The following is a 19,949-nucleotide window of genomic DNA, read 5'->3' as shown; positions in this document are numbered from 1 at the left end:
CGACTTGCAGAAGGGGCGCCGCGGTCACAGTTGTCTCCGTTTCGGGTCGAGCAGGTCACGCAACCAGTCGCCGATCAGATTCGATGAGAGACAGGTGAGTATGATGGCGATTCCGGGCATGGTGATGCCCCACCACGCGTAAGTAATGTACTGCCGCGCGTCAGCAAGCATCAGTCCCCATGAGGTGTCGGGCGGCTGAATGCCGACGCCCAGAAAAGAGAGCGAGGCCTCGAAGATGATAACTTGCCCGACCTGCAGCGTCATCAGCACCACGAGCGTGTTGAAGATGTTCGGCAGAAGGTGCCGTAAGAAGATGGTCACCGGGCTGCAGCCGGCAACTTTGGCAAAGGCCACATAATCGCGCTCGCGCAGCGACAGGATCTCGCTACGGATGATGCGCGCGTACCAGGTCCAGTAGGTTAACACGATGACGATGATGACAGTGGAAAGCCCGGGATCCATCGTGGCGGTGAAAATCAACGCTAGTGCCAGCGTCGGAATGGCCATCATGATCTCGGTAATGCGGACGATGATCATATCGACGATGCCGCCGAAATAGCCGGCCATAATGCCAAGCATCGTGCCGATCGCACCGGAAAATCCGATCGCATACAGAACCACGATTGCGGATACCCGCGCGCCAGCAATGATGCGCGATAAGACGTCGCGGCCGAGATTGTCGGTGCCAAGTAGATAGTCATAACTACCGCCCGCTTGCCAGAACGGCGGCCGGAATGCCGCGCCGAGGTCCAGTCCGTTCGGGTCATGCGGTGCGATGCTTTCGCCGCCCATGGCTGCGACAATGATCAGCAACAGGATCAAAATCGGGATCCATGGCGTGCCCTTCAGGCGGAAACGGACCAAAAACGGCAGCTGCGGAGCGTCCGCCACGGTGACAGGTGTCGGTGCCAAGATTACAGTCACAGGCGGATTCTTGGATCAATAATGCTGTAGGATAGGTCGACAAGAAAATTGGACAGTACGAATAGGATCGACGTGATGAGAACGCCGGCCTGAACCACTGGATAGTCGCGCGCAAATACCGCTTCGACGACCGTTCGTCCAAGTCCGGGCCAGGCGAACACCGTCTCGACCACGAACGAGCCGCTCAGCATATAGGCGAAGTAGACGCCCATGATGGTAACGAGCGGCAACAGCGCGTTGCGGAGGGCGTACTTCCAGATCAGCAGACGCTCCGGCGTGCCGACGGCACGCCCCATGCGAATGTAGTCGCTATCGAGCACCTCGAGCATGCCGGAACGGATGACGCGGGTCTGCGCTGCGACCGGATACCAGCCAAGCGCGATGGCCGGGAGGATCACGTGCTGGACGCCGTCAGCACCGAAGGCGGGAAGCCACTGCAGGTTGACCGCGAACACCAGGATAAGGAGGAGCCCAACCCAGAACGACGGCACTGCCTGGCCCAGCATTGCAATGATCCGTGCGATTTGGTCGATCCACGAGCCTCGACGGACTGCCGACAGCACGCCGAGCGGAATTGCGAGCGCAAGGCTGAAGGCGAACGCCGCCATGGCCAGGTAGATTGTTGCCGGCAGCCGTTCGAACACGAGCTCTATCGCCGGCATTTGCCAGCGATAGGACCGGCCAAAATCGCCCTGGACCGCCTTCCACAGGAAGATCAGGTATTGATCCCACATCGGCCGATCGAGACCAAGCTCGTGCCTCATTGCCTGCACCGCCGATTGCGGCGCGTCCATCGGCAGCAGCAGCGACAGGGGATCGCCGGACAGCCGCGACATAATGAAGATGATCAAACTGGCGCCGAGCATGCTGATGAGCGCATTGAGGAGTCCTTTGGCGAAGACGATTCTCATCGGCCGGCACTCCGGTTAGTGACAAACCTGTTGGCAGACACCGCCGCACGAGAAGCGGAGCCGCGATGCATCGCAGGCTTCCCCACCTGGGCGGCACTCGAACGCCTGCCAGGGACATCTGCTGTCGTCATACTCATCACGTTTTTTACAACCATGTGCCGCGGATCCACCCGACAAAGCGAAACGAGAGGCGTACCGAGCACCGAGCAGCACCCGGTACGCACCTCGAAACCGCTAGCTATTTCTTGAAACTGATTTCCTGGAAATCACGCCAATATCCGGGCCATGGCCAGGGTCGGAAGGCGATATTGTCCCGCCACGCGAATGTGACGATCGGGCGAAAGGTCGTCACGCCGCCGAGGACGTTTTCATGCTTGTAGCGCGCGATCTGCTTGATCAGTCGCACCCGCTTGTCCGGGTTCATGGTGTTCTTCAATTCCTCGACCATCGCATCCGCTTTGGGATCATTGCTATGGGAATAAACGCCGAAGTCCTTTCCTGGGACGAAGCTATGTAGCATACCGGTCCATGAACTCGGCCGGATCACCTGGTAGACCATGGCCCCACATCCATGGCGCGAGACCGTCCATCTCGGGCAGGCCGTGGCCGCGGCGACCGAGAGCGACCCAGGACGAATACTCAAGTCCCTGCACCTTGCAGCGAATGCCGATCGTACTGAGATAGGCAAACACCGCCTCGCCCATTTCCTTCACGTTCGGCTCGCGCGGCGTGATCAGGTTGTAGCACGGCGTCTCGAACCCATTTGGATAGCCCGCTTCCGCCAGCAGCTGCTTCGCCTGTTTCAGATCGTAAGCATATGGCTTCAGGTCCGGATCGTAGCCGGTCTCGCCCTTGGCGACCTCGACATAGCGCTGGCCCTGCCCGGAACAGCACGTTCTTGATGATGGCATCGACATCCACCGCGTGCGCCACTGCCTGCCGCACCTTCAGCTTACTGAAAGGCGAATCCGGCTTGTCGGCCGACATCTCGATATAGAGATTGTTGTTCGCAACCGTCGATAAGGTCGTCACGCCCGGCATCTTCTTGAACTCTTCGACCGCCGACAGTGGCACCGCGTCGATCCAGTCGACTGCGCCCGACTTGAACGCCGCAACGCGTGTAAGGTCTTCCGGAATGATCTTCAGGACCAAGTTCTTGATCTTCGGCCGCGCATCCTTGTTCCAGTAATCATCGAACGCCTCGAGCTTCAGATCCTCCTTAATCGAGCGTGAGACGAATTTCCACGGGCCGGTGCCGACCGGCGCCTTGGCAAAACCCTCCTCACCCACCTTCTCGAAATACTTCTTCGGAATCGCCCAGAGCTGCAGCGCGTTGGGGATGTAGTTGCCGTCCGGCGCCTTAAAATGCAGCTTGAAATGGTGGTCGTCAATGACTTCGAACTTTTCGATGTTCGCCTGTGTGTACGAAAAGCGCGAGATCTTTGGATCCCTGAGCCGCTCATAGGAGAATTCGAAGTCAGCCGAGGTCAATGGATCGCCGTTGTGGAACTTCACCCCCTTACGGAGATGCACGTCGATGATCGGCTTGTCTGGCGTACCCTCGATGGACCAAGATTCGGCCAGCCAGTTGACCATCTTCAAGTCCGGATCGAAGCGGACCAATTGCTCGTAAATCTGACCGATGAAGTATCGATCGGCGCCGCCGATAGACTTTGTGGGATCGAGCGTCGTACCTTCCGTCGCAAGCGCTGCGACAACCGTATCCTTGGTTTGTGCCGAGGCCGTTGCATTGAGGGCGAAGAGGCCAAACACCGCGGCTGCAAGAACACGCGCGATGATCACGCTTCTTTGGATCATGCTTTTCCTCCCCGATTAGTCGTACAATCGTAGAGGCTACTCAAGAAGAAAAACGGCGAAACTCGGCCCTGAATTAGAGAAATACCGCAAACATGAGGCCATCCTTGATATTTTAACGCCGAGCGAGCGTGGATAAGTAGACTCCCGCAGCCACCCCCAGCCGAAACGGCGCGTCGGCGCCGTGGCACCAGCGCCGTTCTCGAAAGGAGATCGTGACCACCTCGATCGCCGGTGACGGCCAGAAGAGGAAATCGCATAATAGCGAGCCGATGGCTGCTCGGGTCTGCAGCGGAAAGGCTCGACAGCGCCTCGAACGCCCAGCCCGATGTAGGCGAGGCGTGATAGCCCGCGCTATATATGGAGGCGGATCGCCGCCGCAGGCGACACCACTGCCGAGCCGGGCAATCTTGATCAGATAGTGCGAGAGCGGTCTCTGTCTTGCTTCTGGTTGCCGTCGACGCTGATCAAGCACGCCAACTTTGGTCGCAGTCAACGCAAGGGTTGGCGGCGTGTCTGGTTCGGAACGGTTGAGCATCGTCATCCAGAAGGACGCCAACCCAGGATGCAAAAGATGGAGATCAGATTGACTAGATGCTGGGCGGTCCTAAGCTTCGACCCCTCAATTTGTAGCCCGATTGTAGGACGTTGTGGAGCACTTCGATCTTTTTAAAGCATGCCATTCGACTTCTCGATGGTGTCATTGCGGGGGCCAATGGACAGCTCGGTGATCAGCTTCCACGATCTCCTTTCTGTTTTTCGGCGACCCGCGCTCTTCGGCATGGATCACCGTCAGGACCAAGATAGCCTCTGGCGTTCGCCCTCGGCTCGAGCAAAAGCTCTCTATAGGACATATGCCAACCCAGTTGATTGCCAACCGAGCAACATTGCCCGATCAGACAGCGAACGTGGGGACAAAACGCCGCCTGCTAAACACCGGGGGTCCAGTCTGGAAACTCCAGGAGTTCTGCGGGTCGTCCGGGCGACACCTTCATTGCTTGGCCAGCGAGAGTCTCGTTTCGATTTAGTTCGATCGCTGTTGAAGCTATCGCTTCAACGGGCATGAGCATAAACTTTGGGCGAGCTATCGAGCCAGTTGTGCTAGCCGCGGTACGGGACGCTTAGCACGCGGCACGTCGCGCGCACGCTCAAGGTGCTGCTGGCGTTGAGCTCGTTCGCGCTCACGACGCAGGAGGCCGTGACCTTTGCCAGACTGCCGCGATCCCGCTCAACGCCAGCAGCTCCTCCTTTCCGAAGCCGCTCAGCCTGCTCTTGCCAAGAAGCGGTTTGCCGCGGTGGCGCGCAATCCAGTTGGAGATGCTTTGCGCACTGGGGCAGCACTAGCACGACAGCTCTGCCAGAGTCCTTCCGGCGCGCCACACCTCGATGATCTGTTGACTAATTCTGCCGGGTGCTTTGCCATGCCGGCCTCTTTCGTTCGAAATAGCAAGGCGTCCCTGAGAGTCAACTTCATTAGGATTACTGTTCTGACAGATTTCTCGCCCGCTCTGCGGCAAAAGTGGCGGCGCGCCGCCCAGAGGTGAAAGCCCACCCAAGATGATGACCATGCCCTGCGAGGATTAGGCCGCCCTGGCCCACCGATCCGACTGCATACATTCCGGGAATTATCTGCCCTTGAGCAGTCAGAACTTCGTGTTTTGACGAAACGCCGAGCCCACCCTCGGTTATATCAATCCAAGCGGAAACAGGTCCAATTGCGTGAAAAGGACCTCGGTCAAGCGGTTTTCGTGTTTCGTCAGATCGGGTCTTTAACTCCTCGTTATACGTTCTGAATGTTTCACTCAACCTTTCACTCGGAACTCCAATCCTAGACGCTAGCTCTGCAACGCTCTTACCTTGTGCATAAAGCTTGTTTTGCTTTTGATAATCGCCGATGTAGGCATATGCAACCCCTGGAGCCGTCGACACATAGTTTGGCCACCGCGTGAATTTCTGGGCAATTTCTTCGTCGAATACGATATAAGCTTGATTTCCGGTCTGCTTGGCGACATCTAATGCCGGGTTATCCGCTTCGCTGGTAAAGCGACGGCCGTCTCGGTTAATTAAAATCGCGCCAGCTCTGAGAAGCTTACCCGACGGCGCTAGTGTCGACGTCATAAAGGACAGGACAAACGGTCGGAAGAGCCACACCGGCAACTTTGCAAGTGCGATCGACATAACCTTTGTCAATAACGGCCAAGCTGGGAGTCGCTGCGCCAAGCTGGTACCTTCTCCAGGTTGCACGCGGAGACTCGGCCCCCACAAGATATCGCCGTTGAGAATCGGAGCGCCGATACCTTCCCCAATCCTTTGTCCATCTCCAGTGCAGGACGGATTAATGGCATCAATATGCGCAACAGAGGGAAGGAATCGCTCTTTGAATGCTGGGCTGGCGCTGAAATCGCCCGTAGCGAGAATGACCCCTCCTCGACACTTAATATGGCGCTGCACTCCTGCCACTGAAACGATTACACCCGTGACAGCATCGCCATCCTTTAAGAGTTCGGTCACGCGCGCATTGGTTAGACACTGAACCCCTGACTTGAAGCAAGCTCGCGAAAGCACGTAGGGATAAGCTCGTGAATTTGGAATTACGTTGTGCATCCTGGGTTTGGAATGTGGCGGCTCCGGCATCGGCCCGAAGAATCGCAAGCCCAAACCCATAAGCCATTCCAACGTATCAGGGACATTATCAACCAGAATACGACGCAGTTCCTTGTTCTCGCGATGATCATCGGCGCCAAGAAACAAGCCCATGTCTATAAAATGAGAGTCGGTTGTGTCGACAACTCCTCGATCCTTCTGAAACCTCGTGCCCGCGGCAGTAATTGAACCGATAGACATAGCGGTGGAGCCGCCGATCGCCCCATTCTTTTCCAGAAGGAGCGTCTTAGCACCAGAGGACGCAGCTGATAGTGCGGCTGCTAATCCAGACCCGCCACCGCCGACAACAATTACATCGTATATATCTGAGATCTTGTTCAACTTTGTGTAGCCTCCGCCATCGACCAACTCAAACACTGCCGCATCCTGGGTTTAATTAACTCCAGGTCGCTAACATCTCACGCTTAGCGAGCGTCCCCCGCGCAATTGAGTAACCGACCTTGCCTCTCAGACGGCACGCCTTTCGATGCGTTGTCCATATCGCATGGTCGCGAGTTCGTGCTGCAAGGGACTAACGCCGAAGTCCCCAATCTGGAAACTCCAAAAGCTCAGCCGGTCGTCCGGGCGACACTTTCATCGCTTGGCCAGCGAGAGTATCGTTTTGAATCAGCTCAACCGCTGCCGCAGCTACCGCTTCGACGGGAATGGGAGGTAACGTCATGGGTTTCGTCGAAATGCCCGCAGCGCGATTGCGTAGTCGCCCCTCCTGAATTGGTGGAGTATCCACCAACTCAGGACACAAGCAGTTGACTGCAACATTTGCAGATTTCTTCAAGGGTGCAAGCGACCGTGTAAAGCTCACGACCGCGGCTTTGGAAGCTGCATAGATCGGCGAACTAGGATACGCTAGCACCCCCGCAATCGAAGCCGTTTGCAGAATTGCTCCGCCGCCGCGTCTCGTCAAAACTGGTATTGCTGCATGAGTAGCGAATACGACCGACAAGAAATTTACCTCGATCATTCGAACCCAAGCGCCAATTGGCTGATCTTCAAAGCCGCCGGGAAACATAATTCCAGCGTTATTATGAAGTATGTCGAAGCCACCGTAGGCTGCTTCTGCAAACGAAAACATTTCTGCCAGAGACGTAGCCGAGGCGACATTGGCAGCGAAGAAGCTCGCTTCGCCGCCCGCGCTTTCGATCTCGTCAACGACTCGCCTTCCGCTTGGATCGATATCGACGACAACAATGCGTGCGCCATGCGCCGCCAGCGCCATAGCTGACGCGCGACCAATCCCTGAGGCAGCGCCAGTCACTATCGCGGTCCGACCATCGATTTTCATCTTTCCTCCAATATAGCTATCAAGCCAAGACAGTCTTGGCAGGGGGATCGATCTTAAGAGCTTCGCGGTATCGATCGGTTAGGCGTGTGACCGAGTCTGCATCAACGTCAATTTCGCCTGCGGCCGATGCGCGAAAGAGGTCGAAGACCTCCCATCCTTTAGCATTCTTCGGCATGGCTTCATAGCGCGGCACAACATGGCAATGGAAATGGGGCACGCTTTCGTTCATGGAAGCGGTATAGATCCGCAAAGCGCCCGTCACCTCCATCAATACCTTTTGCAAGTGTCGAAACGTGGGACCAAAGCTGAGGGCTTCGGCGTCGTTGAAGAATGCTATACCCGCAACATGCCGTCGAGTTTGTACCATCATCCAGCCTGGCACGCCCCTGCCCGACATCACGTGGTGAACGAGCCAAAGATCGTCTTCATAAACGATTCCTCCTGGCACTGAGGAAGTATCCATGCTGGCATTACAAATGGCGCAGTTCGGATCATGCATCATCGCTTCGAACTCCATCAATGCACCAGTCGGTAGGCGTCGTGGATTAGCGTAACAGCGCGAGCGCAGTCATGAGCTGTGATTGGGGGAGGCTTACCAACGGCCAACCGCTCGAAACACTCCAGCAGCACCCGACGATAGCCGCCTACGTATCCATGCGGCACCGGCACCCTTTCATCTCGATCACGACTGAAGATGTGAACTCCACCTGTAACCTCGCGCACGATTGCATTTTCGGCAGCCAGCTTTTGCTCGGCGTCAGTCGAATTCTTGGGCCAAGTCGGCATTGTGTATCCGACTTCATTGTGAAAGATTATTCCTTTAGGCGTGCGCAGGGTTACGTGCGCGTAGTCCTCAACTTCGGAGTTATGGACAACGTTGCTCAATACCGCGGAGACCACTGATGGCTCTTCTCCGGTGATGAATCGGCAGATGTCGAAACCGTGGGATCCAAGGTTAAGCAGCGCACCGCCGCCAGCTTGATCCTTACTGAGCATCCAAGGCGAGTCCCACGCCACATAGCGTTTCATCGTGGGTCGGATCATTCGGAAAACGATGTGAGAAATGGCTCCAAGTTCGCCGCTCTGCACCATCGAGCGCGCCATCTCTGCCCACAGACTATAGCGAGTGAAGTAAGGTACGCAGACCCATGAATTGCGCTTTGATGCCAGCTCTGCAAGTTCCCTTACTGTTGTGTCATGAATGCCCCACGGCTTTTCCATGAGAAATGGAATCCCTGTTTCGACGAGGTGGCGAAATATTTCCGGCATATCGACGTGGCGCCCAAGAGCGACGATAAAATCCGGCTTTGTCCGGTCAAGCATTTCCTTGTAGTCTCGAAACGGCTTAACCTTGAAACGCTCCGCGCGATTGGAGACAATTCTTTCGTTCTCGTCCGATATCCCGACAACATCGACATTCATAGCCTGCAGCAGTTCGACATATGCGGCGTCATAGCTTGAATGCCAATGGCTCACTCCTATAACTGCTACACGCTTCGGATAGGTCATCAGTCGCCCCGCGGTCTCTTCTAAGGTTTGTTGTATTGTGCGTTGTAAGTTGCAGACTCTCCTGCGATCCGCCCGGTTACCAGGGCTGTCGCTAAGCCACCCATATATCCGCGCGTGCTTATTCCGCCTAGATCGCAACCTGCAGCGTAAAGATTCGCCAGCGGCGTGAGCGACATTTCGTCCGCATCTGCCTTCGTCAGGGACAAGGTGGAAATCGTTAGAGATCTTCGCAGGACGTTCATATGAAGATCGGCTTGGAGACCCCCGCAAGTGAAGGTGATGCCAGCCCGTACCATCACTGCGCTGAACGGCGCGGTCTCGAGGGGCACCGCATTCCTTTGTCTTGAGGGAAACAGTGCGCTGCCGCGCCCTTCGCGAACAGCGGCGTTGTATGAACGCAGCGAGGTTAGCGCGACGTCGGGCGGCACCGACCAGCTAGCCAATTTGTCAGCGAGTTCTTCGAGCGTGTCCGCATACACTACTGGACCGCCTGCATTGCGCGCCCGATCGATGGCGACCTTGGGAGGATAGGCATCGTGTCCAGCGCCACTCGCTATCGACCCATCCACCACATAGATTCCTGTCGCGTTCGGCTGAGCGGCCAATGCTAGATTGAGGGCTTCTTCGCCCGTCCCTTCCGACTCATCTACGAAACGGCGGCCTTCGAGATTCAGGGCTACGGCGAATTGCCCGTAGCGCTGCGTCAGATTGGAGAAGTCAAGGTGGGAGAAACGAGCGGGAGGCGCCGCTAAGGCGTGACCATAGAAGCAGTTTAAATGTGTTGTAGCTGCTGCACCTGCTGTTGTGGCGGCAAGAAAGCCGTCGCCGGTGCTCCAGGGATTGCTTCGGAGGTAGAGAAAGTCAGCATGGGGTGTGATGTATTGAGTGATCAAACTCGCGTTGCCCTGAAATCCGCCGGTAGCAAGCACCGACGACTTCGCCTCCACGGCAACAGGTCCCTCATCATCAAACGCAACCACCCCCGCAATTTGGTCGTCCGAAAGGAGCAGTCGCTGCATGCCAGTCCGGAGACGGAGCCGTCCACCTTTTTCGCCGACCCGCTGCATCAGCGCCGAGGCCAAAGAGCGAGGATCTGCTGCTCGGCCGCGCCCATACCACTCAAACGCCGTTTCGGACTCGAGGGCAACACCCAGCCCTTCTAGCCAAGCGTGACCAGCCGGCAGATAATCTACGACAATTTCTTGGAGCGCTTCGTTGCCGTCGGGAATTTCCTGCTTTAGTTGCCTCTTGTCGGAGAATGTCCAGATTAGCCCATGTGATAGCAGCATAGAGCCGCCGACGCGATTCCCCTTTTCGATGACAACAACGTCTGCACCTTTATCGATTGCGGTAACCGCCGCGCAAAGACCGGCCATACCAGCTCCGACGACAACTACGTCTGCCTGCTCTCTTCTCACCCTCTGCTCATCCTCTGACTATTGAATTTGCCAAGGTTCGCCAGGGTTAACTATGCAGGCTTTGCCATTGAGGCCATCTTCATGGATCAACTTCATCACGGCCTGCGCGATATCGTCCGGTTCCAGAGCAGGCAGATCTTTAAAGCCGGCGCGTCGGCTTTTGAAACGTCGTTGCGCCTCTGCGTCAAGCACCGCACTTGAGTGAGCTTCCAAGTCCGTGCGGACGAAGCCCGGGCAAACGCAATTCACCCGGATATTCGCTTCCTCCTTTAGGAAAGTGAGGGAACGCGTGAGGTTTACGACCGCGGCTTTAGTTGCGGCGTAGACCGGGTCGGTAAAATGAGGCTCCAAGCCCGAGATCGAAGCGGTGTTGATTATGACGCCGCAGCCTCGTTGCCGCATTGCTTCTGTGCCGTAGTGAATTCCGGACAGGACACCCATGATGTTTACGGAGATTGCTCGCCTCCAACAAGATGGGTCAGAATCTGGGAAACGCGGCCCCGAAAGGATCCCGGCATTGTTGTGAAGGATATCCAATCCGCCAAAACGCGAGACAGCGGCATCTATCATGCGCTTGACATCATCCGGCTCCGAAACATCAGCCTGTAGTGCAAATGCTTTACCGCCAGCGGTTTCGATTGCGGATACCGTCTGCCGCGCGCTCTCATAGTCTATATCACTGGCAAGAATTCGTGCACCTGCTTTCGCTAGCGCCTCGGCAGATGCGCGACCAATGCCGGAACCAGCGCCTGTCACCACAGCGATTTTTCCTTCAGGACCCATTCGCTCACTCTACTCGTTGTCCATCGGCTTGCATTATTTGACTGGCCTGATTTGCTGCATGGTCCTCCATTGGGCATTGCGATCGGGCCACAGCGTCCAGTCGATCGTGTCTCTGAAGGCGAAGGTTATGGTCGGAAGATAGGTAGGCAACCCTCCGAGCACCCTCTCATGCTTTAGAGCGGCGACACGCTTGAGCAATTCATTTCGTTGTTTCTCGTCGAGCACCGCAGCTTGCCTTTCGAGCAACGTGTCCACTTCAGGATCGCTCGAGTATGAGTAGGCTCCCCATCCCTTCCCGGGTTCGTAGGTGTGCAGGTGTCCCATCCAGGCCGATCCAGGATCGCCCGGCAATCCCTGTGGCCATTGCCAGTTGATGATGCCATCGACCTCCGGAAGGCTTGGCGTACTTCGATCGCGTTTGACGAGGGCGAGATAGGCACCGAGTTCAAGTGCCCGCACACGGCAGCGAATTCCCACCACCGAGAGATAGGCATATATCGCCTCACCAAATTCTTTGATGTTCGGTTCTCGCGGGGTGGCATGATTGTAGCAAGGTATGTCAAAGCCGTTGGGGAAGCCGGCCTCTTTCAGCAGACTCCGCGCTTTCGCTGGATCGTAGGCGTAAGGCTTAAGCGACGGGTCATACCCGGCAGCAGATTCACCGACCTGAGCATATCGTTTGCCCTGCCCGAAGAGGACGGTCTTGATAATAGCATCTATATCGATTGCATGCGCAACCGCTTTTCGCACCCGCAGATCGTTGAACGGCGAATTCGGCATTTGAGTATTAAAGTTCAGAAAGACATTGTTGCCGCTCGGAACCGTCACAGTCTTTGTGCCAGGTAGTGCTTTGAATTCATTGACTAGGGCCAATGGGACGCCATCAATGAAATCGACGCGCCCCGTCTTGTAGGCACTAACTCGCGTGATGTCTTCGGGTATGACCTTGATCACAAGATGCTTGTAACCGGGACCCGCGTCGCGCTTCCAGTAATCATCAAACCTTTCGAGCCGGAGCTCGTCTTTGATCTTGCGCGAGACGAACTTCCACGGTCCGGTTCCGACGGGACGCCTTGCGAACTCCTGTTCGCCAACTTGCTCGAAATACTTTTTCGGCATCACAAGAATAACGAGGTTTTCGGCGAGAAGTTGAGCATCGGCTTTCTTTAGATGGATGCGCACACGTCTTTCATCGAGAGCTTCCACCTTCTCGATAGACGCCACAAGACTTGACCACCCGCTCTTTGGGTCTCGAAACCGATCGTAAGAGAATACAATGTCATCGGACGTAACGGGATCGCCGTTGTGAAATTTCATGTCCGCTCGAAGGACGACGTCGACGATAGGCTTTCCGTTGAGTTCGCCAGAACTCCAAGATTCGGCGAGCCAGCCCTCGCGATGAAGATCGGGCGTGAATCTGACCAAAGGCTCGAACATCTGCGAAATGAAGTAGGAATCTACGCCCGAAATCAATCGTGCGGGATCCATCGTCGCCGGCTCGGCAGCGAATGCCAACGTCAAGGTGGCAGAGGCTGTTTGAGCTTGCGCCAGAGCAGTCTGAGTCTGAGTGGTTAGAAGGAGGAGAGCTGCCGCAACAAAGACCGCCTTCGACGTCGAACCCATTTCCTGCCCCCGCTAACAATTTTGCCCAAAGGCCCCGTATCCTGGTCGTTGCGATAACTAGTGGCGCATCTCGTTGGCCGGCGGCTGAGGCGGCGCCGTCGGCATGCACAACGACCATTCGCAAGCCTGTCCCCGCCAATGATGCGGATAGTCGCTACGAGACTCGTCACGCACGAGCTCATAGCTAGGTCATTACTGTTCCGCGATCACACGGTTGGACAAGCGGCCAACCCCGTCAATTTCCACCTCGATCAAATCGCCAGGCTTCATCCAGAGCTGCGGCTTACGCGCCTCTCCTACGCCTCCAGTGGTACCGGTGACGATCACATCGCCGACGTCTAGCATCGTGAATGAGGAGCAATAGGCGACAAGCGACGGAATATCGAACATGAGGTCATTAATTGTCGCGCGCTGAACTTCCTCCCCATTCAGGCGAGTTATCAAGCTCGATCGCGTGATGTCGGCGACTTCATCGCACGTCACGAGGCAAGGCCCAAATGCACCGCTGGCCGGAAAATTTTTTCCGGGAATCCACTGGCCGGAGTGCTGCTGCCAGTCGCGAATGCTCCCGTCGTTGTAACAGCTATAGCCGGCGATAACGTCAAACGCATCGTCGCGGCTCACATACCGGCAAGGCTTGCCGATGATTACCGCCAGTTCGCCCTCAAAATCGAAGTTTTCGGAGAGCTTCGGGCGCACCAAGCTGTCGAGATGGCCGACCTGAGAACTCGCGAAACGAGTGAAGATTATCGGGCGCTGCGGACGCGGCTGTCTAGTTTCATTCAGATGGCTGAGGTAGTTCAAGCCCGCACACAGGATGCGAGAGGGGTTGGGAATCACCGGAAGAAATCGGACGTCCTCCAAACGGTAATCCGGAGTTCCACCCGCATGTGATTGAAGTTTGTCCAATTCCCGCAATGCCGTGCGGAGATCTGCATGCTTAGTTCGCTGCGCGAGGTCGACGACGCCGCCCCCAGAGAGAAGTCCGAAGCTTTCGCGCTCCCCAACAGTGAATGAAACTAATCTCAAGCATTCCTCCTTTTAGTTGCTCTCTGCCTTTTGCCGCGGTACTTCCTGTCGAATGATCAGGAAAGAGCGCAAACTCACAGACAATCCTCAAGCTGCCGCTCGGGGCATGATCTCAGTTCTGAGAGCAGTGGACTTCCGGCCAACCCTAGTCTGATGCGCGCAGCGACGTAGTCAGCTTGACGGTTTGCTGCCCCTTTGACTCACTGACAATGCCGCCTCCCCCGCGAGTATTCCCCTCTTGATGCGGATGCACCATCGGATCGCGCGAACATTATTATGTTCCCTCGGCCGAATTTCCCCGATGTCAGAGCTACGTTCAGCGAAATTCTGCCTTCTATTCCCCAAGGCGCCCGATTTCCTCTTTGGTGAGCCTAACCAACAGCGCGACCTTCTCCATCATGCCACGCTGATCGGGCAATTCGTGCAGGAAGCCTAATCCTTTGCCGAGCGTGCCGGTGGCGTTGACGCCCGAGATCACCAGCATCGGCACGGAATCGGCGCGCGCCTGCCCCATGGAGGTGATGGTGTTCGTAAGCCCCGGCCCGGTGATGACGAAGGCGACTCCCGGCCGGCCGCTGGCACGTGCGTATCCATCGGCCATGAAGCCAGCACCCTGCTCATGGCGCGGCGTGATGTGGCGGATTTTCGAACGTGCCAGGCCACGATAGAGCTCAACTGTATGCACGCCTGGAATGCCGAAGACGGTGTCGACGCCATGCGCCTCAAGCAAGGTTATGAGCGCTTCGCCGAGCGTAGTCCCAGGCTTCCTGGTCATCGGCGTAGCACCGTCAGGCAGGTCGGGCCGCTCTCACAGGCGATGCAGAGCGCACCGGCTTGCAAAATGGAACGCGTGCAGCCAGCGGATTCGCTGGGGACTGAACGTTCTCGTCGGAGAATCGCTGACACATACCGCTGTTCGCTTGAAGCAAACCGTGACGAACTGTGACACCGCATCGCGTACACGCTCGATTGCTGAAGGCGGTTTAATTCCGCCGTCTCAACACGACCAAAATATAGACGCCTGCAATTTGCATCGCCTCAGGCGCAGTCATCAATCCGAACCTCAATAAGCCCGTCCCGAATCCGGGTTTCGAAAACTGGAATTGCACAATCGGCAGGCCCGCTAACCACCGCTCCACTCGCCACGTCGAACTGCGCACCATGCAAAGGGCACTCGACAAGACCGTCCTCGAGCCAACCATCTGTAAGCAGAGCGAAAGCATGGGTGCACACGTTATCGGTCGCGTGGACCTTTCCATCCAAGAGATAGAGAGCCAGTTTCTTAGGCCCAACCTCATATGCGTACATTCCGTCGCCTGGCAATTCGTCAAGGCGACATAGACCGATCCAGTTTATTGTCATTGTCCTCACGAACGTTTTGTCCTCTCGAGATGGCGTGGCTGCCAAGCCGCGGATTGCCCATCCCATCCGCGACATGAACGCAGGTACCGGGGGAGATCAAGATAATCTCGCCGCTGTCCTCGTCCTCGATGATATGATCTGACTCTCTTCTCCTCCAAACAGGAAGCGAACATTTTCCTGCATAAGGTCGTCTGATAATCCCTCGGCCGGCATTGCCTCGGCGTGACGAAACAGGTCACGGCGCCGAGCGAGCTTGAATTGCGCCTTTGATTCTTGATGCATTCTGACGTGACTTTCAGAGATGAACGCAGAGAAGGCGCCGCTTGCCGCTGTTAGTGGATTCGGCAGTTACTGCGTAGGTTTCAATGGACGGATCCGGCCCTGCGCAATCCACTTTCGGCGGAATTAATTCATCCGCATCGACGCTGACGGGATATGTACGCACCCAGACCTTGTGAGGATTGAGGACGGATTGCCCCGTCTTGATATCGAACTCCCAACCATGCCATGGGCAGCGGATTATCTCGCCTAATCGTTCGAACTCCGCATGACCGGGAGCGTCCCCGGTGACCATTCCGTCTAGCAGTCCCCCGCAAAGCGGCGCGCCCTTGTGTGGGCAGCTGTTGCGAAGCGCGAAGTATTCGTCGTTGACGTTGAACACCCCGACGCTGCGGCCAGCGATATCGACGATCAACCGGCCGCCTGCAGGAATCTCGTCCGCATAACAGACCTGATACTTCTTGGACACCAACACCGACTCCTATGCGGCCTTGGAGAAGGACGGCAGACTCAAACGGAAGGTGTCAATTGCATTCTCCGAGAAGATGCGGCGCCGAAACTCCTCGGGATAATCAACCAGCGTTCTCGCTGGGTCATCCCAGTCCCAGTGAGGGTAATCCGATGCAAACATCAGTATCTGCGAGCCACCTATCCAGTCGATGATTTGCTTAAGCTGGCTGGGCTCCTCCGGCTCTTCCATCGGTTGCGTCGCAAAGCGGATATGTTCTTTAATGTACTGGCTGGGCAGCTTCTTGACCCAGGGCGTCTGCCTGCGAAGCCCCTTCCAGTCACAATCCATTTTCCACATTAGCGGGGCCAGCCACGAGAAGCCCGATTCGAGCATGCCAATCTTCAGGTTTGGAAACTTTTCGAAAACTCCCTCAAACACAAAACTCACTACGTTGACGGAATACCAAGAGGAGCGTATCTGACGCATCTCAATGTAGTGGCTCGGGAAGCCCGCAGCGGAGATCGGTGGATTTACACCCGTGCCCTCCGCACCGAAGTGCATCGCCACAGCCAAGCCATTTCGGACGCAGGCTTCATAGATCGGATGGTAGAAACGATGCCCGAAAGGCCTCAGTCCGCCACAGCCCAGCATCACCGAGCAAACAGCCGGATGCGAGCCGAGCCGATCGATCTCGGCGGCGGCGCCATTCGGATCTTGCGAATTGATGTGTAGCGCGAGACGAAACCTCTCATCCTTGGCTATCCAATGCTCCAGCGAGAAGTCGTTGAATGCCCGGCATAGGGCGCTTGCGTAGTCCACATCAAACATTGCGCTTGCGGCCTGACCTATCCCGCCGCTAAGGATGGCCAAGTCGACGCCGCTACCATCCAGTAGCCGGACCCTAGTATCCTCGACGTCAAAGGCGGAGCTGAAAAAGTTGTCCTTCGGAGGCGGGTCGTTCTCGTCGACCAATTCCGCACGACGCCCGCGGATCCCGCCGTTGAAGCCGAAACTAAACCCGGCCTCGATCCCGTATTCCGCAAACCGCTCCGCATTGAACTTGCTCAAATAGGGAAAGAGATCCGACTTGCTCTTGTAACCGTGGTGCACATCGGTATCCACAATGGTCAATTTTCTTCGAGTCTTTTGATCGACTACGTTGTCCATTGCATTCTCCTCAGTGCTACACAAAGTGTAAATCTATCACTCCCCTTCGGAATTGGAATAGACAGTTTGTTCCAATGTTGGTCAGCACACGATCTTAACCGCTCCAGTGTTCGCGAACTTAGACAACCGCGCGCAGGCGCGAGTCAGAACACCGATAGACGGTCAACCGACACTGCTTGAGCAGGCCACGCTCAGATCCTGACGTAAAACAGTGTCGTTTTCAACTTTGACTTCATGGCTGCGTAGATCGATACACGCCGGCAGCCCACGCGCCTCACCCGTTCGATAGTCGAAGCTTCCGAAGTGCTTGGGACACTCGATGATGCGGCGATCGACAATGCCGCCCGAGAGATGAACCCTCTCGTGAGAACAATGGCCGTCCATTGCGAAGTAGGCTCCTTACGGCGAGCGAACAATTACGAAAGTGCCGATTCCGAAACGACAGATGGACGTGGCGCTGATTGCGTGATCGAAGCCGCGGGTAATCGCGCGGCATTTTGCACAAGCGTTGAAATGGTGCGACTCGGCGGCCAGGTGGTGCGGCTCGGCAAGTTGCCAAGCAGTGACGAGATGGCATTTCGCTAAAGCTCGCTGATGGGCGAAAAGCGCATTGTGCGATCAAGCTACGGCGGCGCCGATCCGCGATTTTCCATGGCTCGCAAACGCGTATCTCGGCGGCTCGCTTAAGCTCGATGAATACGTCCCTTCAACCATTTCACTCGCCGAGGTCAATGTCGGGTTGACGCGCCTTGCTGCCGGCAAAGATATCCGAGCTGCGTTCGCGTTTTGAACTAACGCGGGTGCGCGTCTCAATCGTACCAGGAGACTCTACTATCGCCGTCATCGATAAGCTTGGCATTCTGTCGAGTACGCCGTCAAATTCGTCGACACAGCCCTGGTCAGCGACCCCCGCGCTACACAATGCCCGAACGGAAGCGCGGGCGCCTGCTCCATTCGCATCTGGGTACCAGCGCATCCAAACAGCGATTTCGTATTCGCTCAGCAGCCTTAGAGGGCATTCCCAAGAGCGTATTTCCTCCGATCCGGGCGCTTACTCGATCCCATCATTTCTGCTAGGCCGAGCGTCGTCGAGCGACCGCGCTGCCAGCGAATCATCGATTGGCGTCTACTCGATTCAGCTCCTCGACAAGTGCCGCTGGGATAGATCGCCCGTTTCGAGTGGCTCGTCGCAGTGCCGATATGTCACGTCCCCTGTTGACCGCTTCGGCACCAACCAAGAGACCAGCGTCATCAACCCCTAAACGGAGCCAGCTCTTGGAATACAAATCGCCGATCTGAAGGAAACGCGATGCTTTAGCCGGCAATCCAATGCATTGGATATTGATCTCATACTGATCAGACCAGAACAATGGCAATTCGTTGAAGCTGCTGTCCTGCCCCAACATGTTTTTTGCCGCAACGGTCGCCTGAATCGATGCCGAGGCCCAGGATTCGGTGCGTGCTCGCAAACCAAGCGCGCCAATTGGATAGTTGGTCACTTCGCCGGCCGCTAAGATTGCACCGTCCGAAGTCCGACATTGTTGGTCAACGAGAATGCCATCGGCTGTGGCGAGCCCGCACTGAAATGCAAGCTCCAGATTCGGAGTAACGCCGATACCGACCAGCACAATGTCGGAACGGAGCTTTCCCGCGGGCCATCTCAGAACTATCTCGCCGTTCTCTTCGAAGATCTCGTCCGCTTCGATGCCAAGAAGGACCGTGACGCCCCGTTTGATGTGCAAGTCGCGCGCAAACTCTGATAGTATGGGCGTTGCTGCACGCGACAAGAGCAGCGGCGCGCGCTCCAGTACTGTCACTGCGCATCCGCGCGCACGTGCTGCTGCAGCCACCTCTAGTCCAATGAAGCCACCTCCGATAATGGCAACACGTGGACTCTCACGCAGCGCCCCTCTCAGTCGGTGAGCATCCCTCAGGGTGCGTAAGTAGAAAATGCGCCTAGGGTCAACATGCGGGAGGGGCAGTTGCCGCAGCCGGGATCCCGTTGCAAGCAACAACTTATCATAGTGAAGCCGCGATCCATCCGCGAGAGTGACCGTCTGGTTCTCCCGATCAATGTTCGTTGCGCTTATGCCGTCTCGCAGAGCCACGTTCGGGCCATAGATCTCCGACGGGCGAAGGCCCGGGTGGACAGGCTCGGTTGCTACCAGATATTCCTTGGAAAGCGGGGGCCTATCATAGGGTCGACCCAACTCTGCACCGATGACTTGAACATTTTGGTCAGGTGCGCTTCGGCAGAGCTCGGAAGCGGCCTGATGGCCAGCGATGCCACTGCCTACAATTATGAAATCGCCCATCTGTTTTTGCTTTCCACTGGTGAACTCATTTGGGACCAAAGCTCATCGAGTTCCTAGATACAGCTGATCTCAATCTTGATCAGCACAACCAGCTTATATCGGAATCGTCCGATCGACACCGCTCTGCTGCTGAGAAATGGTTCGGCGGAGCGTATGCAAGCGCCGCAGCCAGGACGAAACTGATGTCTCCGGCTTGTTGCTGATCGGATGGCACTGCCATTTCGTCACGTGCGGAGGGGCTTCGCGGCGCGCATAGTATTCTCGCCGTCAATGGCGCACCCGATAATCACCACTCATGGGCAATATGCATCGGCCTAGCGCGCTGCGCCGCCGATACCGGTCAGAAGTCGTAAAAGCGTATGCTCTTATATAGTCGGAAGGCCATTTGACGCCGGGGCGCCGCCGCTCGGTCCAAAA

At 56.4% G+C, this 19,949-nt stretch carries 16 protein-coding genes and 4 pseudogenes; all 20 read right to left on the bottom strand.

All coding sequences use genetic code 11. The annotated features are described in order from the left end of the window. Positions 1 to 24 precede the first annotated feature (24 nt). Entirely contained in the window at positions 25 to 912 is an 888-nt protein-coding gene (locus tag BRA1417_RS0110760; protein ID WP_035968438.1) for an ABC transporter permease, read from the bottom strand. 8 nt (positions 913 to 920) lie between these two features. Next, a complete protein-coding gene (locus BRA1417_RS0110755; protein WP_027515817.1) occupies positions 921 to 1,835 on the bottom strand; it encodes an ABC transporter permease in 915 nt (304 codons plus the stop codon). 238 nt (positions 1,836 to 2,073) lie between these two features. Continuing rightward, positions 2,074 to 2,394, bottom strand: coding sequence for a hypothetical protein (locus BRA1417_RS45430; protein WP_245286183.1), 321 nt, complete (start codon positions 2,392 to 2,394; stop codon positions 2,074 to 2,076). Beyond that, entirely contained in the window at positions 2,345 to 2,746 is a 402-nt protein-coding gene (locus BRA1417_RS45970) for an ABC transporter substrate-binding protein (RefSeq protein WP_256379157.1), read from the bottom strand. Before BRA1417_RS45970 ends, BRA1417_RS45430 begins: the two co-directional genes overlap by 50 nt. A 28-nt stretch (positions 2,747 to 2,774) precedes the next feature. Next, positions 2,775 to 3,431, bottom strand: a pseudogene (locus BRA1417_RS45965) (ABC transporter substrate-binding protein); the annotation flags it as partial. Between the two features lie 1,698 nt (positions 3,432 to 5,129). After that, the gene (locus tag BRA1417_RS42470; RefSeq protein ID WP_084462183.1) at positions 5,130 to 6,671 is read right to left on the bottom strand and encodes an FAD-dependent oxidoreductase; all 1,542 of its coding nucleotides are present in this window, start codon (positions 6,669 to 6,671) and stop codon (positions 5,130 to 5,132) included. Between the two features lie 154 nt (positions 6,672 to 6,825). After that, a complete protein-coding gene (locus tag BRA1417_RS42465) occupies positions 6,826 to 7,596 on the bottom strand; it encodes an SDR family NAD(P)-dependent oxidoreductase (protein WP_084462182.1) in 771 nt (256 codons plus the stop codon). Positions 7,597 to 7,615: 19 nt separating this feature from the next. Continuing rightward, complete coding sequence (locus BRA1417_RS41700; protein WP_051448311.1) at positions 7,616 to 8,113, bottom strand: HIT family protein; 498 nt, start codon at positions 8,111 to 8,113, stop codon at positions 7,616 to 7,618. Beyond that, positions 8,113 to 9,105, bottom strand: coding sequence for a Gfo/Idh/MocA family protein (locus BRA1417_RS0110730; protein ID WP_084462181.1), 993 nt, complete (start codon positions 9,103 to 9,105; stop codon positions 8,113 to 8,115). Before BRA1417_RS0110730 ends, BRA1417_RS41700 begins: the two co-directional genes overlap by 1 nt. A gap of 20 nt (positions 9,106 to 9,125) precedes the next feature. Next, positions 9,126 to 10,523 (bottom strand): FAD-dependent oxidoreductase, encoded by a 1,398-nt coding sequence (locus BRA1417_RS0110725; protein ID WP_256379156.1) that lies wholly within the window; start codon positions 10,521 to 10,523, stop codon positions 9,126 to 9,128. Positions 10,524 to 10,541: 18 nt separating this feature from the next. After that, entirely contained in the window at positions 10,542 to 11,306 is a 765-nt protein-coding gene (locus BRA1417_RS42460) for an SDR family NAD(P)-dependent oxidoreductase (protein ID WP_084462180.1), read from the bottom strand. Positions 11,307 to 11,339: 33 nt separating this feature from the next. Then, positions 11,340 to 12,929 (bottom strand): ABC transporter substrate-binding protein, encoded by a 1,590-nt coding sequence (locus BRA1417_RS0110715; RefSeq protein ID WP_027515812.1) that lies wholly within the window; start codon positions 12,927 to 12,929, stop codon positions 11,340 to 11,342. Positions 12,930 to 13,121: 192 nt separating this feature from the next. After that, positions 13,122 to 13,958, bottom strand: a complete 837-nt coding sequence (locus BRA1417_RS0110710; RefSeq protein ID WP_027515811.1) for a fumarylacetoacetate hydrolase family protein — start codon at positions 13,956 to 13,958, stop codon at positions 13,122 to 13,124. A gap of 379 nt (positions 13,959 to 14,337) precedes the next feature. Further along, positions 14,338 to 14,733, bottom strand: a pseudogene (locus BRA1417_RS0110705) (thiamine pyrophosphate-binding protein); the annotation flags it as partial. Beyond that, positions 14,730 to 14,825, bottom strand: a pseudogene (locus BRA1417_RS45425) (amidinotransferase); the annotation flags it as partial. The pseudogenes BRA1417_RS45425 and BRA1417_RS0110705, both read right to left, overlap by 4 nt. A gap of 171 nt (positions 14,826 to 14,996) precedes the next feature. After that, complete coding sequence (locus tag BRA1417_RS0110700) at positions 14,997 to 15,266, bottom strand: non-heme iron oxygenase ferredoxin subunit (protein WP_245286181.1); 270 nt, start codon at positions 15,264 to 15,266, stop codon at positions 14,997 to 14,999. 349 nt (positions 15,267 to 15,615) lie between these two features. Continuing rightward, complete coding sequence (locus BRA1417_RS39925; protein WP_035969243.1) at positions 15,616 to 16,068, bottom strand: Rieske (2Fe-2S) protein; 453 nt, start codon at positions 16,066 to 16,068, stop codon at positions 15,616 to 15,618. Positions 16,069 to 16,080: 12 nt separating this feature from the next. Continuing rightward, on the bottom strand, positions 16,081 to 17,217 hold the full coding sequence (locus tag BRA1417_RS0110690; RefSeq protein ID WP_035968436.1) for an amidohydrolase family protein: 1,137 nt from the start codon (positions 17,215 to 17,217) through the stop codon (positions 16,081 to 16,083). A gap of 162 nt (positions 17,218 to 17,379) precedes the next feature. Further along, positions 17,380 to 17,703 (bottom strand): annotated as a pseudogene (locus BRA1417_RS42455) (Rieske 2Fe-2S domain-containing protein). 626 nt (positions 17,704 to 18,329) lie between these two features. Further along, positions 18,330 to 19,532, bottom strand: coding sequence for an NAD(P)/FAD-dependent oxidoreductase (locus BRA1417_RS42445; RefSeq protein WP_084462179.1), 1,203 nt, complete (start codon positions 19,530 to 19,532; stop codon positions 18,330 to 18,332). Positions 19,533 to 19,949: the final 417 nt, after the last annotated feature.

The sequence above is a fragment of the Bradyrhizobium sp. WSM1417 genome (assembly GCF_000515415.1).
GTDB lineage: Bacteria > Pseudomonadota > Alphaproteobacteria > Rhizobiales > Xanthobacteraceae > Bradyrhizobium.
Note: the sequence above shows the minus strand (reverse complement) of the source record. Positions and strands in the feature narration are given on the sequence as shown.

Coding starts and splice junctions, on each gene's coding strand:
- BRA1417_RS0110755 (WP_027515817.1), bottom strand. CDS start 1,835: ATGAGAATCGTCTTCGCCAAAGGACTCCTCAATGCGCTCATCAGCATG.
- BRA1417_RS45430 (WP_245286183.1), bottom strand. CDS start 2,394: ATGGTCTACCAGGTGATCCGGCCGAGTTCATGGACCGGTATGCTACAT.
- BRA1417_RS45970 (WP_256379157.1), bottom strand. CDS start 2,746: ATGCCATCATCAAGAACGTGCTGTTCCGGGCAGGGCCAGCGCTATGTC.
- BRA1417_RS42465 (WP_084462182.1), bottom strand. CDS start 7,596: ATGAAAATCGATGGTCGGACCGCGATAGTGACTGGCGCTGCCTCAGGG.
- BRA1417_RS41700 (WP_051448311.1), bottom strand. CDS start 8,113: ATGGAGTTCGAAGCGATGATGCATGATCCGAACTGCGCCATTTGTAAT.
- BRA1417_RS0110730 (WP_084462181.1), bottom strand. CDS start 9,105: ATGACCTATCCGAAGCGTGTAGCAGTTATAGGAGTGAGCCATTGGCAT.
- BRA1417_RS42460 (WP_084462180.1), bottom strand. CDS start 11,306: ATGGGTCCTGAAGGAAAAATCGCTGTGGTGACAGGCGCTGGTTCCGGC.
- BRA1417_RS0110715 (WP_027515812.1), bottom strand. CDS start 12,929: ATGGGTTCGACGTCGAAGGCGGTCTTTGTTGCGGCAGCTCTCCTCCTT.
- BRA1417_RS0110700 (WP_245286181.1), bottom strand. CDS start 15,266: ATGTACGCATATGAGGTTGGGCCTAAGAAACTGGCTCTCTATCTCTTG.
- BRA1417_RS0110690 (WP_035968436.1), bottom strand. CDS start 17,217: ATGGACAACGTAGTCGATCAAAAGACTCGAAGAAAATTGACCATTGTG.
- BRA1417_RS42445 (WP_084462179.1), bottom strand. CDS start 19,532: ATGGGCGATTTCATAATTGTAGGCAGTGGCATCGCTGGCCATCAGGCC.